This is a genomic window from Saccharopolyspora elongata (assembly GCF_004348985.1).
Lineage (GTDB): Bacteria > Actinomycetota > Actinomycetes > Mycobacteriales > Pseudonocardiaceae > Saccharopolyspora > Saccharopolyspora elongata.
In genome coordinates, this window is the sequence record NZ_SMKW01000006.1 from 153,317 (window position 1) to 168,496 (window position 15,180).

15 protein-coding genes are annotated in these 15,180 nt (G+C 69.6%); 9 read left to right on the forward strand and 6 right to left on the reverse strand.

Annotation, left to right across the window (positions count from 1 at the left end):
* Positions 1-52: 52 nt before the first annotated feature.
* The gene (locus E1288_RS07350) at positions 53-841 is read left to right on the forward strand and encodes an IclR family transcriptional regulator (RefSeq protein WP_132482546.1); all 789 of its coding nucleotides are present in this window, start codon (positions 53-55) and stop codon (positions 839-841) included.
* Between the two features lie 108 nt (positions 842-949).
* Here E1288_RS07350 and E1288_RS07355 read toward each other — a convergent pair whose 3' ends face one another.
* The gene (locus E1288_RS07355; protein ID WP_132482548.1) at positions 950-1,732 is read right to left on the reverse strand and encodes a dioxygenase family protein; all 783 of its coding nucleotides are present in this window, start codon (positions 1,730-1,732) and stop codon (positions 950-952) included.
* Positions 1,733-1,812: 80 nt separating this feature from the next.
* Between E1288_RS07355 and E1288_RS07360 the strand changes: the two genes are divergently transcribed.
* Together E1288_RS07360 and E1288_RS07365 are read left to right on the forward strand one after the other, a co-directional pair.
* Positions 1,813-2,274, forward strand: a complete 462-nt coding sequence (locus E1288_RS07360; protein ID WP_132482550.1) for a MarR family winged helix-turn-helix transcriptional regulator — start codon at positions 1,813-1,815, stop codon at positions 2,272-2,274.
* A 238-nt stretch (positions 2,275-2,512) separates the two neighbouring features.
* A complete protein-coding gene (locus E1288_RS07365; protein ID WP_132482552.1) occupies positions 2,513-3,376 on the forward strand; it encodes a fumarylacetoacetate hydrolase family protein in 864 nt (287 codons plus the stop codon).
* A 185-nt stretch (positions 3,377-3,561) separates the two neighbouring features.
* Here E1288_RS07365 and E1288_RS07370 read toward each other — a convergent pair whose 3' ends face one another.
* Positions 3,562-4,152, reverse strand: a complete 591-nt coding sequence (locus tag E1288_RS07370; protein ID WP_132482554.1) for a hypothetical protein — start codon at positions 4,150-4,152, stop codon at positions 3,562-3,564.
* Positions 4,153-4,693: 541 nt separating this feature from the next.
* On the opposite strand from E1288_RS07370, the gene E1288_RS07375 reads away from it, so the two are divergent.
* The 3 genes from E1288_RS07375 (at position 4,694) to E1288_RS07385 (ending at position 10,314) form a co-directional block, all read left to right on the forward strand.
* Positions 4,694-5,767, forward strand: coding sequence for a LysR family transcriptional regulator (locus E1288_RS07375; protein WP_132482556.1), 1,074 nt, complete (start codon positions 4,694-4,696; stop codon positions 5,765-5,767).
* 255 nt (positions 5,768-6,022) lie between these two features.
* Positions 6,023-8,860, forward strand: a complete 2,838-nt coding sequence (locus E1288_RS07380) for a penicillin acylase family protein (RefSeq protein ID WP_132482558.1) — start codon at positions 6,023-6,025, stop codon at positions 8,858-8,860.
* Positions 8,861-9,054: 194 nt separating this feature from the next.
* Positions 9,055-10,314, forward strand: a complete 1,260-nt coding sequence (locus tag E1288_RS07385) for a M20 family metallopeptidase (protein WP_132482560.1) — start codon at positions 9,055-9,057, stop codon at positions 10,312-10,314.
* 49 nt (positions 10,315-10,363) lie between these two features.
* Here E1288_RS07385 and E1288_RS07390 read toward each other — a convergent pair whose 3' ends face one another.
* Positions 10,364-10,906: a DinB family protein gene (locus tag E1288_RS07390; RefSeq protein ID WP_132482562.1), complete on the reverse strand. Its 543-nt coding sequence runs from the start codon at positions 10,904-10,906 to the stop codon at positions 10,364-10,366.
* 65 nt (positions 10,907-10,971) lie between these two features.
* Positions 10,972-11,553 carry a TetR/AcrR family transcriptional regulator gene (locus tag E1288_RS07395; protein WP_207954228.1) on the reverse strand — a complete coding sequence of 194 codons (582 nt, stop codon included), beginning with the start codon at positions 11,551-11,553 and terminating at the stop codon, positions 10,972-10,974.
* A gap of 84 nt (positions 11,554-11,637) precedes the next feature.
* On the opposite strand from E1288_RS07395, the gene E1288_RS07400 reads away from it, so the two are divergent.
* Positions 11,638-12,267, forward strand: coding sequence for an NAD(P)-dependent oxidoreductase (locus tag E1288_RS07400; RefSeq protein ID WP_132482564.1), 630 nt, complete (start codon positions 11,638-11,640; stop codon positions 12,265-12,267).
* A 6-nt stretch (positions 12,268-12,273) separates the two neighbouring features.
* Here E1288_RS07400 and E1288_RS07405 read toward each other — a convergent pair whose 3' ends face one another.
* Positions 12,274-12,978 (reverse strand): SdrD B-like domain-containing protein, encoded by a 705-nt coding sequence (locus E1288_RS07405; RefSeq protein ID WP_165968024.1) that lies wholly within the window; start codon positions 12,976-12,978, stop codon positions 12,274-12,276.
* 127 nt (positions 12,979-13,105) lie between these two features.
* The gene (locus E1288_RS07410; RefSeq protein WP_132482566.1) at positions 13,106-13,702 is read right to left on the reverse strand and encodes a dihydrofolate reductase family protein; all 597 of its coding nucleotides are present in this window, start codon (positions 13,700-13,702) and stop codon (positions 13,106-13,108) included.
* A gap of 110 nt (positions 13,703-13,812) precedes the next feature.
* On the opposite strand from E1288_RS07410, the gene E1288_RS07415 reads away from it, so the two are divergent.
* Together E1288_RS07415 and E1288_RS07420 are read left to right on the forward strand one after the other, a co-directional pair.
* A complete protein-coding gene (locus E1288_RS07415) occupies positions 13,813-14,307 on the forward strand; it encodes a winged helix-turn-helix transcriptional regulator (protein WP_132482568.1) in 495 nt (164 codons plus the stop codon).
* Positions 14,308-14,614: 307 nt separating this feature from the next.
* Positions 14,615-15,097 (forward strand): CoA transferase subunit A, encoded by a 483-nt coding sequence (locus E1288_RS07420; RefSeq protein ID WP_328592443.1) that lies wholly within the window; start codon positions 14,615-14,617, stop codon positions 15,095-15,097.
* Positions 15,098-15,180 lie beyond the last annotated feature (83 nt).

Here is a 15,180-nt window from a genome sequence, read left to right on the forward strand (position 1 = left end):
GTAGGTCGTGCGGGGGTCAGCGCGGCGGCAACGGAGCAGGAGGAAACTCGGCGTGAAGGCGGAATCGGCCACCGCTGAACAGGCGGGCAGTGGGCAGAACGTGGTCAAGTCCGCCGACCGCGCGCTGGTGATCCTGGAGCTGCTCTCCCGCGGCCGGCACCGGCTCAGCGACATCGCCGAAATCCTCAAGCTGCCGCTGTCCAGCGTGCACGGCCTGCTCGGCACCCTGGTGCACCGCGGCTTCGCCGAGTTCGACCAGACCACCCGCACCTACGGGCTCGGGTTGAAGGCGTGGACCGTCGGCCAGGGCTACACCGGGCACCGCGACATCGTCGGCCTGGCGCTGCCACTGATGGAGCAGCTCGCGCAGCAGACGGGCGAGACGGTGCAGCTGTCCCGGCTGGACGGCACCGAGAACGTCTACATCGCCATCGCCGAGTCACCGCAGCCGATGAAGCTGGTGTCCGCGGTCGGCATGCGGCTGCCCGCGCACGCCGTCGGGCTGGGGAAGGCGTTGCTGGCCGGGCTGCCGGGCGACGAGCTGGAGCGCCGGTACCGCGGCGTGCAGCTGGAGCGCTTCACGGAGAACACCGTCACCGAGCCGGCCGAGCTGCTGGCCGAGGTGGAGCAGGCCCGCGTCCGCGGTTACGCCGTCGACGACGAGGAGTACATCATCGGCTGCCGCTGCGTCGCGATGCCGATCCACGACCACTCCGGCGCGGTGGTGGCGGCCATGTCGGTCTCCGCGCCGACGCCGCGCTGCGGGCCGGACTGGACCGACGAGACCCGCGCCCCGCTGTCCACTGTGGTCTCCTCCGTGGAGCAGCAGCTCCGCCGCTGATCAGGCTTCGCGAGCCGGCATCTCCGAGGCTCCGGAAGGATGGCGTTTTCGCGCGAAAACGCCATCCGGCACGCGTGGGGAGCGGCGATTTCGCGCGAAATCGCCGCCTCACGAGCCGAACTGGACGGAGCGCTTGGCCAGGCCCCACCAGAAGCCGTCGATGGCGATCTTCTGCCGGTCGAGGTCCGAGCCGGCGGCGCCCAGCGTGACGAACAGCGGGGCGAAGTGCTCCGTGCGCGGGTGCGCCAGGCGGCCCGCCGGGGCCTTGCGCTCGAAGTCGAGCAGCGCGTCGACGTCGCGGGCCTCCAGTGCCCGCTTGCCCCAGTCGTCGAACTCCGTCGACCAGCTCGGGGTGGTCTCGGCGCGCAGCGCCGCGAGGTTGTGGGTGAAGAAGCCGCTGCCCACGATGAGCACGCCTTCGTCGCGCAGCGGCTCGAGCGCCTGGCCGATGCGCATCAGGCGCTCCGGCTCCAGCGTCGGCATGGAGATCTGCAGCACCGGCACGTCGGCGTCGGGGTACATCTCCTTCAGCGGCACGTAGGCGCCGTGGTCGAGCCCGCGCTCCGGGAAGTCCTGCACCGGGGTGTCCGGGCCGCGCAGCAGTGAGCGCACCCGCGCGGCGAGTTCCGGGGCGCCGGGCGCGGCGTATTGGACCGAGTAGTAGTGCTCGGGGAAGCCCCAGAAGTCGTACACCAGCGGCACGGTCGTCGTGGCGCCGATCGCCAGCGGGGCCTCCTCCCAGTGCGCCGAGATGATCAGGATGGCCTTCGGCTTCGGCAGATCGCGCGACCAGGCGGCGAGCTGCCCGGGCCACTGCGGGTCGTCGGCCAGCGGCGGGGCGCCGTGGCTGAGGTAGAGGGCGGGCATCCGGCCCGTCGCCGGAGCGGTCATGGCGAGCCTCCTCGTTCGAATTTGAACTACACCCCGAACATACGCTGTTGTTCGAATTTGAACAAGCTAGGCTGGTGGGCATGACGGAACCGCGCTGGCTGGATGCCGAGGAGATGGCCGCCTGGAACGCCTTCCTGGAGGCGAGCAACCTGGTCGCCCGGCGGGTCGAGCAGCAGCTGCGCGAGCAGGCCGGGCTGTCGCACCCGCAGTACGAGATCCTGGTCCGGCTCGCCGCCGAGCCCGACGGCGAGATGCGCATGACCGAGCTCGCCCAGCGGGTGGTGACGTCGAAGAGCGGCCTGACGTACCAGGTCACACAGCTGGAGAAGGCGGATCTGGTGCGCCGCCGGACCTGTGACACCGACGACCGCGGCGTCATCGCCGGGCTCACCGACGCCGGCCGGGAGAAGCTGAGCGAGGCCGCGCCCGGCCACGTCGAGCTGGTCCGGGCGAACCTCATCGATGTGCTCAGCCGCGACCAGCTGCGCGCCATCGCGACCGGGCTGGGCGCGGTGACCCGCGCGCTCCGCGAGCGGCCTTGACGGAGCGCTCGCGTCCCTGATCAAATTTTCAGGACACCGAAGTCTCTTCTGGTATGTGAAGACGCATGCCTGCCCGTGGGGTATTGCCTTCTGGACCGGTTCCGTGGAAAGTCTGAGGGCTGCCGTGCCGATGGGCTCGGGGCGCCCTGCGCCCCACCCGGCCGCCCGGACGCTGCGGCAGGACCGAAGGAAGTTGCGTGGCACAGCACGACCGCCACGCGCATTTCGAAGGAGAGAGATGAAGTTTCTGAGGTTGGGTCCGGTGGGGGCCGAGCGCCCGCACGTGGCGGACGACCAGGGCCGGGTGTTCGAATTGAGCCCGATCACCGACGACATCGACGGGGACTTCCTGGCCGGCGACGGCATCCAGCGGGCCCGCGCGGCGTTGGCCGCCGGCGAACTCCCGGCGGTCGACGACCCCGGTGACGGCACCGGCCTGCGGGTCGGCGCGCCGATCGCGCGGCCGATGGCGGTGCTGTGCATCGGCCAGAACTACGCCGCGCACGCCGCCGAGTCCGGCTCGGCCCCGCCGGAGGTGCCGATCCTGTTCTTCAAGCACCCGAACACGGTCGTCGGGCCGTACGACGAGGTGCTGATCCCGCGCGGCGCCGAGCAGACCGACTGGGAGGTGGAGCTGGGCATCGTGATCGGCCGCCGGGCCCGCTACCTGGACAGCGCTGAGGAGGCGCTCGCCAGCATCGCCGGGTTCGTGGTGTCCAACGACGTGTCCGAGCGGGCGTTCCAGAAGGACCACTCCGGCGGGCAGTGGTCCAAGGGCAAGTGCTGCGAGACCTTCAACCCGGTCGGCCCGTGGCTGGTCCCGGCCGACGAGATCGCCGATCCGCAGGCGCTGCGGCTGCGGACGTTCGTCAACGGCGAGGCGCGGCAGGACTCCAGCACGTCGGACATGATCTTCGGCGTGGCGGAGATCATCCGGCACCTCTCGCAGTACCTGACGCTGGAGCCGGGCGACCTGGTCAACACCGGCACGCCGGAAGGCGTGGCGCTGTCCGGGAAGTTCCCGTACCTGGCCGCGGGCGACGTGATGGAGCTGGAGATCGAGGGTCTCGGCCGCCAGCGCCAGCAGCTCAAGTCGGCCTGAGGGCCTGTTTCCAGGCTCGTTCTGCGTGGCTGCTCCGCTTCAAAGGCAAGATCGATTCCAACTGCGCTAACGGGTTCTGACACGAGAAAGACGGCGACCCGGCACCGAACCCCCTCGGTGCCGGGTCGCCGTCTTTCGTGGAATTCCGCTGCGCCGACCCCCAGTGCGACGCTGCTGATTCCAGATCAGGCCGCCAGCTTGCGCGCCTTCGCGTAGCGGTTGTTGGCCGGCAGCCAGCACAGCACGACCGCGATCACCGCGGTCGCCAGGCCGATGTAGCCCGTGGCGTTCAGCAGCGCCGGGCCGCCGTCGTCGAACGCCGCCGCCAGGCCGCCGATCAGCGACAGGATCGCGAAGATGGTGACCAGCACGCGCGACCAGGTCGAACCCTTGATCGCGAACAGGGTGAACAGCAGCAGCGGCGCGGCGAAGACGATCAGCAGGAACGCCTTGAAGATCAGCCCGGCGTGCGCGAGCGAGACCACCGAGTCCCACTGGTCAACGGACTTGGCGAGATCGATGGCTTCCTGGGGGTTGTCGGTGCCCATGGTCTCCATGACCACGTCCAGGTCGAGGAGCGAGGGGTTGGCGAGGGCGACGTCGGTCGCGTAGGCGTCGGCGACGTCGCGGCCGCCTGCGAACAGGTAGATCGCGCCGATCAGGCCGGATAACGCCGAGATTCCGGAGATGACCACCAGCGCCAGCAGCGTGGCGGGCTTCTTCAACGCGGTCTGGACGGGGCCGCCCGCCGGGGGAGCGGTCTGGGAGTACGTCACGGCTGTTTCTCCTTGCCAGGGTTCATGAAAGGGGGGTCGGTGGGGGGGCCGCGGGGCGCGATCACCTCGGCCGGCGGCTGCGGTGCCGCCGGGTGGTCGTGACCCGTTTCCGGGCGGAGCATCCGTCTGGGGAGCCGGTAGCCGTGTCGACCACCGCGCGTCGCTCCCGCTGTCCGACGCGATTCCGCGCAGCGCGAGCCCACGCGCTGCTGAAACGAGCCTCGTCCGACGCCGCGCCCGGACAGGGCGCAGCGGTGGTGATGCGCATGGTGCTTCGCGAATCCTCTCCAAGCGGGTTGCGGTGCTCACGCCACCGCAGGGCCCGCGTCCGTGCGAATTGCCCCGAGCTGACCGGTCGGTGCGAACCGAACCGGGCGGTCGTCGAAGGACCGCTGTTGGGGCGAGGCAGATCATTACACCGCGCCGCAACGGATTCCAGCACTTTCCGGAAAAATTCCGCAGATCATTAGTTCTGGCACGCAGATCAGTTCGGCGCACTACACTCCGGCGCGGGAAAGGGATAGAGAGAGGGACGCATGCCGTGCCGTTAGCCGGAACCGCCAGCCTGCCCGCGACCGACCTGCGCAGCCGCCTGCTGCAATCACCGTCCGCTTTGCTGGACACCACAATGGACCAGATGCGGACGCTGGTCCTGGTGCACGAGTTGGGAACGGCGCTGGCAGCAGCGCGTTCGCTCGGGCGCGAGCAGTCCAGCGTGCAGAAGCAGCTGGACACCTTGAACCGGAACTTCACGCAGCTGTGCGGAGAACCGCTCGTCGTCAAGCAGGGGCGCGGGAAGAAGGTGCTGTTCACCGCCTCCGGCGAAGCGTTCGTGGAGATCGCGCGGGACACCTTGGGCGATTGGCTCGACGGGGTCCGCGAAACGCGACGACTTCGTGGCGAAACGGTTACTGTCGGCACCACTCGCTTCACTCTCGGTTTCCTTGCCAATGCGGGTGAACACGTCGCCGAGGAATTCCAGGATCGTGGAATCGATTTGCGCGTCACGCACTTGCGGACCCGCGAGTTGTTGGATGCGTTGCGGACGAAGCAGGCGGACCTCGTCTGCGGCAGCGCGCTGGTGTCCGAGGACGACGCCGTGCTGGCCGAATTCGACGTGATGGAGTGGCGGCGCAGCGGGCTGAGCCTGGTCACCAACTTATCCGGAGAACAGTTGCCGAACCGCGCGTTGCGCGCGAGTGAACTCCACGCGGTGCCGCTGGTGGTTCCGGCGAGCGGGCTGATCTCCGGGTTCCTGCACGGGTGGTTCGGCACCGACTTCCGGGACAAGCTCGACATCGCCGCCGAGATCGACGACGTCCGCTACGGGTTCGACCTGCTGCGCTCGGAACTGTTGCACGGCTGCATGATCGTGACGCAGGGCGTGGGCGAGGCGGCCGGTGACGGGCGGCTGCCCGAAGGTCAGGGCCTGCGCACCATCGAGCTGATCAACGACGTCGGCCCGAAGATGCAGGTGCTGGTGGGCGCCTTCACGCGCCGCGGGGAGCGGCAGGGCTACTACGCCGAGCACCCGCTGAACCTGCTGTGGACGGCCCTGGAGCTGGAGAACGCCAAGTGGAAGAGCGGCGAGGTCGCCACCGCCAAGGCATCCTGACGCAATTTCAATGGAAATCAGAGGTCCGATTTCCATTGAAATTGCGGGAGTTGTCCACAGGTCGGGGGAGTTGTCCACAGGGTCCTGCGGTCGGTTCCGGTCGGTGCTGGTCGGTGCCGGGTGTCACCGGTTGTCGTTGGTGCTCCCGGGGTTTCGTGCTGGGCCGTTCGGGTCGAGCGAACGTGAAAGGCTTTCGGTTTTGCTTCGGGGTGGCTAGCGTCCGGACTCGGCGATGACCGACCGAGAGGACCTGGCATGCCGCGACGTTCGCGCTGCCTGGCCGCGCTCAGCGCCGCGGCAGTCGTCGGTTCCCTGGTGCTCGCGCCGGCTTCGACCGCCGAGCCGATCCCGGACCCCGCCCCGGACTACTGCCGGGAGCAGTGCCACCACATCCTGCCGCCCGGCCAGAACGGCAACGCGACCTTCGCCGAGCTCGTCGCGCACATGCTGCTGGGTACCCGGCCGCCGCACTCCGACGACCAGCTCGCCAAGTACGACCGCCTCGCCGGCGGTTACCGCGAGCTGACGACGGGAACCATCGACGACTTCTTCAACGACAACTCCTTCGGTGTGCGGCCCGATGACGTCGAGCGGACCTACCGGCCGCGCGAGGATGTCACCATCGTCCGGGACAAGACCGCCGGGATCCCGCACATCTACGGCACCACGCGATCCGGCACGGCCTACGGCGCGGGCTACGCGACCGCCGAGGACAAGCTGTTCCTGATGGACGCGATGCGCCGAGCGGGGCGCGGCGAGGTGACGCCGTTCGCCGGTGGTGCGCCGGCCAACCGCCAGCTGGAGCAGCAGTTCTTCACCGTCTCGCCGTACACCGAGCAGGAGCTGCAGCAGCAGATCGACACCGTCGCGCGGTACGGCGAGCGCGGGCGCCAGGCCCTCGAAGACGCGAAGTCCTATGTGGACGGTATCAACGAGTACATCGAGAAGTCCTACAACGGGCGCTATTTCCCCGGTGAGTACGTCGCCACCGGGCACGTCGACCCGATCACCAACGCCGGGCGGATCGAGCAGTTCAGGCTCACGGACCTGGTCGTGCTGGCGTCGCTGGTCGGCGCCCAGTTCGGCGGTGGCGGTGGCAACGAGGTGCAGAACGCCGTCGCGCGGATGTCGCTGCACGAGCGGTTCGGTCCGGAGCGCGGTGAGCAGATCTGGGCGGCCTTCCGCGTCGAGAACGATCCAGAAGCGATCAGCACCATCCACGATGGACAGTCGTTCCCCTACGGTGGAACGCCGGCGGACCCGCGCGGCGTCGTGCTGCCCGATCCCGGCTCGGTGTCCGCGCAGCAGCTGATCTTCGACCCGACCGGATCGGCCGTCGAGGCCGCCGAACCGGCCACCCGGGCGGAATCGAGCAACCCGCCACCGGCCACCGACGACCCGGTGGAGAGCCTGCGCGGCATCTTCGACGACGGCGTGGTGCCCGGCGGCATGGGGCAGGCGCGCGGCATGTCCAACGCGCTCGTCGTCTCCGGCGCGCACACCGAGAGCGGCCACCCGGTGGCCGTCTTCGGGCCGCAGACCGGCTACTTCTCGCCGCAGCTGCTGACCCTGCAGGAACTCCAGGGCCCCGGCATCTCGTCGAAGGGCGCGTCCTTCGCCGGGCTGAGCTTCTACACGCTGCTCGGCCGCGGCCAGGACTACGCCTGGAGCGCGACCACCGCATCGCAGGACATGATCGATTCCTACGCCGTCGAGCTGTGCGAACCCGACGGCCGCCCGGCCACGAAGGACTCGAACTTCTACCGCTTCCGCGGCGAATGCCTGGCGATGCAGACCGTCGAGCGCAAGAACGCCTGGCAGCCGAACCTCGGCGACGACACCCCGCAGGGCTCCTACCGCCTGGTGTCCTTCCGCACCCGCTACGGCCCGGTGACGCACCGGGCGACGGTCGACGGGCAGCCGGTGGCGTTCGCGCGGGCCCGTTCGACGTTCCTGCACGAGGTCGACTCGATCATCGGGTTCCAGAAGTTCAACGACCCGGGCGCGATCACCTCGGCCGCGGATTTCCAGCGCGCCGCCCACGACATCAACTACACGTTCAACTGGTTCTACGCCGACGCCACCGACACGGCGTACTTCAACTCCGGGGCGAACGTGGTGCGCAAGCCCGACGTCGACCCGAGCATGCCGATCGCCGGCGACCCGGATTTCGAGTGGCAGGGCTGGAACCCGGCGGACAACACCGCGGCCTACGCCCCGTTCCACGAGCACCCGAACTCGATCAACCAGGACTACTACATCAGCTGGAACAACAAGCAGGCGCCCGGCACCGCGGGCGACAAGGCGGAGAAGGGCGCGGTGCAGCGGGGCGACCTGCTCGACCGCCGCGTCGCCGAGCACATCGCGTCGGGCGGCAAGTTCAGCCGCGTCACGCTGACGCAGGCGATGGCCGACGCGGGCGTCACCGACCTGCGCGCCGAACGGGTGCTCCCGGACCTGCTGCGGCTCATCGACAGCCAACCGGTCACCGACCCGGAGACCGCGGCGCTGGTCGACCGGCTGCGCGCGTGGCTCGTCGACGGCGGCAAGCGGGTGGAAACCTCGCCGGGCAGCGAGGAGTACGCGCACGCCGAGGCGATCGAGCTGCTCGACGCGTGGTGGCCGCGGCTGGTGCGCGGCGAGTTCGAGCCGGCCGTAGGCGCCGACGCCTACCGGGCGATGACGGACATGATGCAGATCAACGAGTCGCCATCGGGCTGGCAGAACGGCGAGCCCGGCCTGCACGTCGGCCAGGGCCACCAGGGTTCGGCGTTCCAGTTCGGCTGGTTCGGGCAGGTGTCCAAGGACATCCGCGCGGTGCTGGGCGAGCCGGTGCCCGGCGGGTTCGGCGAGCCGCTGTGCGGCGGCGGTGACGCCGGGGCGTGCCGGCAGATGCTGCTGGACACCCTGCGGCAGGCCGCGGAGACCCCGGCGACGGACACCTATCCCGGTGACGCGGACTGCAAGCCCGGCGACCAGTGGTGCGCGGACGCCATCCTGCAGACCAAGATCGGCGGCATCAGCCAGCAGAAGATCAACTGGCAGAACCGTCCGACGTACCAACAGGTCGTCGAATTCCCCACCCACCGCTGAGGGGTGCCCGGAGCGGCGTTCATGCAGGTCCGGGGCCGTGCGTGTTTTGTGCTGCTATGGCGACACAAAGTACGCACGGCCGGAGTGAGCAGCGGAAACACCGAAAGTCCAGGGTTGCTATGGCTACCCGACGGCCGGGTGTGGTGCGGGCGGATGATCGCGCATACCGTGAGGTCCGACGAACGGAGGGCGCTGTGGGCGATCTTGAGGCCGTGTTGGGCCGACTCGACGACATCCGGGCTGATCTCACCGAGCTGTACAAGGACCTGCACGCGAACCCGGAGCTGTCCTTCGCCGAGCACCGGACGGCCGCCGAGGTCGCACGCCGGCTGGAAGCGCTGGGCCTGGAGGTCACCACCGAGGTGGGGCGCACCGGCGTGGTCGGCGTGCTCCGCAACGGCGACGGGCCGACGGTGCTGCTGCGCGCGGACTTCGACGCGCTGCCCGTCCTGGAGCAGACCGGCCTCGACTACGCCAGCACCTGCCGCGGCACCGACCCGGACGGCAACGACGTCCCGGTGATGCACGCCTGCGGCCACGACATGCACGTCACCTGCCAGCTCGGCGCGCTGGACCTGCTGGTCGCGGCCCGCGACCGGTGGGCGGGCACGATCGTCGCGGTGTTCCAGCCCGCGGAGGAGATCGGGGCCGGTGCGCAGGCGATGATCGACGACGGCTTCCTCGACCGTTTCCCGAAGCCGGACGTGTGCCTTGGCCAGCACGTCTTCCCGTTCGAGGCGGGTGCGGTCGGCATGATCAGCGGTCCCAGCATGTCCGCCGCCGACGGCCTGAAGGTCACCATGTTCGGGCGCGGCGCGCACGGTTCCCAGCCGCAGAACGCCATCGACCCGGTCGTGATGGCCTCGGCGACCGTGATGCGCCTGCAAACCGTCGTGTCCCGGGAGGTCGCCCCGAGCGATACCGCGGTGGTCACCGTGGGCTCGATCAAGGCGGGCACGAAGGACAACATCATCCCCGACCAGGCCGAACTGCGGGTCAACATCCGCTCCTTCGACGAGCGGGTCCGGGAACACGTGATCGCGGCCGTGCAGCGCATCGTGCGCGCCGAGGCGATCGCCGCCGGGGCCGAGCGCGAGCCGGAGTTCGAGCGGCTCACGGACTTCCCGGTGCTGGTGAACGATCCCGACGTCACCGGCCGGACGACGGCGGCGCTGCGCAAGGAGCTCGGCGATGACCGGGTGCAAGAACTGCCGCCGGTGGTCGGCAGCGAGGACGTCGGCCTCTTCGGCACCGCGGCGGGCGTGCCGACCTGCTACTGGTTCTTCGGCGGCACCGACCGGGAGAAGTGGCTGGCGGCGAAGGACGCGGGCACCCTCAACCGGGACATCCCGTCCAACCACTCGCCGTTCTTCGCCCCGGTCGTCGAGCCGACCCTGACGACCGGCGTGACGGCGATGACCATGGCGGCCCTGGAGTGGCTGGCGAAGAGCTGACCGTTCGGCGCGGTTTCCGCTGAAACCGCGCCGAATCCGGCCGCCGCGGTCACGTGCCGGTGGCGCCGTCGATGCGTTCGCGCAGCATGTCGGCGTGGCCGTTGTGGCGGGCGTACTCGGCCAGCAGGTTGAACATGACCCAGCGCAGCGAGATCGGCTCGCCGGTGGAGTGGCGGATGCCGGTGTCGTCCAGCGAGGCGGCCGCGGCGACGATCTCGCGGGACCTCGCGCACTCCGCCCGCCAGGTCTCCAGCGCGGCCGCGAAATCGCCGCCCAGGTCGTCGAAGTCCTGGTCCGGATCGTCGTCGGAGTAGTACAGCATCGGCACGTCCTCCTGGGCGAACTGGATGCGGAACCACCACCGCTCGACCCCGGCGAGGTGCCGCACCAGGCCGTGCAGCGAAATCCCGGAAGGCTCGACGAGCCGGGCGGAGAGCTGCGCGGCCGGCACATCGGCGCACTTCAGGGCCAGGGTTTCCCGGTGCCAATCCAGGAAAGCGCTGAGCGTCTCCAGCTCGTTGCCGGTCCGCGGCGGCTCGGCCCGATCACCGCCGGCCCACCGAGGCGAAGTGCTGACTGGGACTTCCGACACGATGCCCTCCAATCGAAGAACCGAACCTTCCCACCGCCCTCTGACACTCCAGGCCGTTGGGTCGGTCACCGGCGTGGGGTCGGGTCGGTGAGGAGGGCTTCGACCAGGTCGGCCGGGGGTGGGCTGGGTTGGTCGGTGAAGTGGGTGAAGAACGCCGACTGGAGGCAGGCGCCGAGCAGGAGCGCCGCCAGGGCTGCCGGGTTCGCTTGCCGGTCGATCGCTCCCGCCCGCTGCTCGGCCGCGAGGTAGGCCGCGAGCTTCTCGCGCACCACGTTGGGCCCCATGTTCCGTTCCTGCAGCGCGGTTCGGTGGGCCGCCAGCAGGGCCGGTTCGGAGAACAGGGACGCCGCGATCGGGAACGTGTCGGTGTAGAAGTCGATCGCTTCGGCCGCGACCTCCTCCAGCGTTTCCCGCACGGACCCGCGTCCCGCGCGCTCGTCCAGCGCGGCGAGCAGCTCGTGGATGTTGCTGGGCACGCGTTCCATCAGGACGCCGAGGAACAGGTCGGTCTTGTCGCGGAAGTGCTTGTACAGCGCGGCTTCCGAGTAGCCGGCCTCCTTGGCGATCTCCTTGGTGGTGGCGCGGGCGAGGCCGCGGGTGCGCATCACGTGCGCTGCGGCATCGAGCATCCGGTCGCGAGTTCCCACGGCGCACCTCTCGTTGACAAGTTGGTGTGTGTTCACCCACCATAATGGTTAGTGAACACTCACCAACTCGATGGGGTGCGGAACATGCGGATCACGATCTTCGGGGCGACCGGCGGCACCGGGAAGCACCTGCTCGAACAGGCCTGCGCGGCGGGGCACGAGGTCACCGCCGTGGTGCGGGACCCGGCGCGGCTCGCCCACGACCACCCGGGGCTGACCGTGGTGACCGCCGACGTGATGGACCCCGCCGCGATCCGGCCGCATGTGGCCGGGCGGGACGCGGTGATCTCGGCGATCGGCTCGCGCGACCTGAAGCCGAGCACCATCCAGACCGACAGCACCAGGAGCATCCTCGACGCGATGGCCGCCGCCGGTGCGCGCCGGTTCCTCGTGGTCAGCAACTGCGGCATGCTCTCCGATGGCGACGGCCCGGTGATCAAGCACGTGGTCAAGCCGATCCTGTGGCGCATCCTCCGGAACCCCTGGACGGACATGGGTCACATGGAGGAGGTCGTCCGGGCCAGCGGGCTGGACTGGACGATCATCCGGCCGCCGCAGCTCACCAACGGCCCGCGCACCGGCCGGTACCGGACGGCGGTCGACCGGAACGTGCGCGGCGCCAAGCGGATCTCGCGGGCGAACGTCGCCGACTGCCTGCTGCGCGAGCTCGCCGATCCGGGCTCGGTGGGCAAGGCGATCGCGGTCGCCAACTGAACCCGGCTACTTCGTGACCAGCCCGATGTCGAGGTTCGGGATCTGGTTGATCTTGCCGTCGGTCAGCGCGACGACGGCGATGGCGGTGCCGTCGGCCGGGTCGGCGTCGGAGTCGGTCTCCGGTGCGCCGACGTGCCGCGGCGAGAATCCCATGCCCTCGGGCGGGACGAAGCGCAGGACGTAGGTGCTGGTGCCCTGGTTCGGCATCGCGTAGTGCCCGGTGCCGTCGCTGCCGCTGCCCCACCTGCCGATCCAGAACCGGATACCGGGCAGCAGCGGCTCGTCCGCCTGGCGTTGCCCGTCGGCGTTGAGGTCGTGCCAGGTGACGCCGGTGATGTCGCTGCCGAGCTTGCCGAAGTCGGCGGTGCTGGTGCCGCCGGGATGCACCTCGACGACGACCTCGTCCGGCGTGGTCATCTCGTAGCCGATCGGATTGATGCCGACCCGGTACCGGCCGGGCGGTACGCCCGGAATCTCGTACGTGGCATCGGGATTCGTCCCGACCGTCGCCACCCAGCTGCCGTCCAGGTGGTACAGCCCGACCGCGTTGCTGCCGCTCGGTTCGCCGGGCTGCCGGACGCCGTCGGCGTTGCGGTCGAAGTAGTGCAGCCCGCGGACGGTCCCGGTCGGCGGCTCGGCTGCCGCCGGCATCGCCGTTCCCAGCAGCGCCAACGCGCTCGCCGCCACGAAAACCGCGCCTCTTCCCGTCATCACGCCTCCGCTCGCAGTGGGTACCCGTTCTGCGTCGAAGACGCGCTCCACCTGGTCGCGGTTGCCTGGTCGTGAGTGTTTTCGGCTGCTATGGCGACCAGGAACGCTCACGACTCGCGTTCCCGGTTCAGCGGCGGACGCGGTAGGTGATGTGCGTGACCAGCGAGGCAGGACGTGCCGAAACCAGTTCCAGGTCCAGCGCGGGCACGCCGTCGAACAGCCGCTCGCCGGCGCCGAGCGTGACGGGGGCGATGTGGGTGCGCAGCTCGTCGATGAGCCCGGCGCCGAGGTACTGGTTGATCGTGGCCGCGCCGCCGGAGATCGCGACATCGCGGTCGCCCGCGGCCTTCTTGGCCTGGTCGAGCGCGGATTCGAGGCCGTCGGTGACGAAGGTGAAGGTGGTGCCGCCGGCCATGGCCAGGGGCTCGCGCGCGTGGTGGGTGAGCACGAAGACCGGGGCGTGGTACGGCGGTTCGTCGCCCCACCAACCCGTCCAGTCCAGGTCCCACTCGCCGCGGATCGGCCCGAACATGTTGCGCCCCATGATGTAGGCGCCGGCCGCGGTGACCGCGTCCATCTCGGCCTTGTTCTCGTCGCCGGTCTCGAACATCCAGCGGTGCAGCTGGTCGACCGGGCCGTCGCCGAAGGGCTTGTCGTGGCTCTGGCCGGGCCCGGCGACGTACCCGTCGGCCGAAACGGTGATGTCGCAAACCACCTTGGACATGGGTTCTCCAGTGTTCGTCGTCCTATCCGATTGCGTTTTGCAACCGGCAGTGGGACCATATGCAGAACCAGATGCGGAGTGCAAGCGGTTTCTGATCGAAGGAGGTTTCGGTGAAGGACGAGCGCCGATCCGGATGCCCGATCAACCTCGCCGTCGAGGTGCTCGGCGACAAGTGGTCGCTGGTCGTCATCCGGGACATGATGTTCGGCAACCGCAGGCACTTCCGCGAGCTGCTGAACAACTCCGAGGAAGGCATCGCCTCGAACATCCTCGCGTCGCGGCTGCAGCGCCTCGTCGAGAACGGACTGGTGTCGAAGGCCGCCGACCCGAGCCACAAGCAGAAGGTGATCTACAGCCTCACCGAGACCGCCATCCAGCTCGTCCCGGTCATGGCGCACCTCGGCGCCTGGGGACGCCGCCACCTGCCGGTGACGCGCGAGCTGGCCATCCGCGCCGAACTGCTCGAACGGGGCGGCCCCGAGCTGTGGGACGAGTTCATGGACGAGTTGCGGGAGCAGCACCTGGGCATCCCGCGGCCGGCCGGAACCGAATCGGTCTTCGCCCGCCTGCGCGCCGCCTACGAGGCGGAACTCGCGCGAGAGTAGCGACGTTGGTGCCGCCGGTGGCCGTGCGTACTTCGTGCTGCCATAGCGACACAAAGTACGCACGGCGCGGCCGGCCCGGCGGTCAGCCGTGCGCGTGCTGGCCCGCCCGGTGTGGGTGCAGGTCAAGCAGCCGAGCACCGAGGTGGCGCGGGCCGGCGAGGTCCTCGCCTCTCTGTCCATCACGCCCTGACCGCGCCCGTTGATGCCGGTTGGGCATCTATTCCCCACCGAATCGGTATTGGTCCGGGCGCGCGCGAATGTGCAAGGCTCGCAACGTGATTCGGCCAGCTGCAACGGAGGGGCGAACGTGCCGACCGACAAGACACTGAGCCTTGCCGAGGCGATAACCCGGCACGTCCGCGACGGGCAGACGGTGGCGTTGGAGGGCTTCGGCCACCTGGTCCCGGCCGCCGCCGCGCACGAGATCATCCGGCAGGGCGTCACCGGCCTGACCCTGGCGCGGATGACCGGCGACACGCTCGTGGACCAGCTGCTGGCGGCCGGGTGCGTGACCAAGCTGATCTCGTCGTTCGTCGGCAACAGTTCCGCCGGGTCGCTGCACGAGCTGCGGCGGCGCATCGAGCACCACGATCCGGAGCCGCTGGAGTTCGAGGAGTACAGCCACGGCGGCATGGTCGCCCGCTACGCCGCCGGCGCCGCCAAGCTGCCGTTCGCGCCGATCCGCTCCTACACCGGCAGCGACCTCGTCGCGCTGAACCCGCAGATCAAGAGCGTCACCGATCCCTACGGCGGCGGCGAGATCCACGTGGTGCCCGCGCGTCGGTGCTAGAACTACCGATGCTCGATACGAGCTCGCACAGGATTTCGAGTTGAGGGTGTTTCGTCTTTCAGGGGCTATTGGCTTGCGCGTCC

Excerpts from the sequence above, each read along its gene's own strand:
- E1288_RS07360 (WP_132482550.1), top strand. The coding sequence starts at position 1,813 with ATGACGGAACCGCGCTGGCTGGATGCCGAGGAGATGGCCGCCTGGAAC.
- E1288_RS07400 (WP_132482564.1), top strand. The coding sequence starts at position 11,638 with ATGCGGATCACGATCTTCGGGGCGACCGGCGGCACCGGGAAGCACCTG.
- E1288_RS07380 (WP_132482558.1), top strand. The coding sequence starts at position 6,023 with ATGCCGCGACGTTCGCGCTGCCTGGCCGCGCTCAGCGCCGCGGCAGTC.
- E1288_RS07410 (WP_132482566.1), bottom strand. The coding sequence starts at position 13,702 with ATGTCCAAGGTGGTTTGCGACATCACCGTTTCGGCCGACGGGTACGTC.
- E1288_RS07365 (WP_132482552.1), top strand. The coding sequence starts at position 2,513 with ATGAAGTTTCTGAGGTTGGGTCCGGTGGGGGCCGAGCGCCCGCACGTG.
- E1288_RS07355 (WP_132482548.1), bottom strand. The coding sequence starts at position 1,732 with ATGACCGCTCCGGCGACGGGCCGGATGCCCGCCCTCTACCTCAGCCAC.
- E1288_RS07405 (WP_165968024.1), bottom strand. The coding sequence starts at position 12,978 with ATGACGGGAAGAGGCGCGGTTTTCGTGGCGGCGAGCGCGTTGGCGCTG.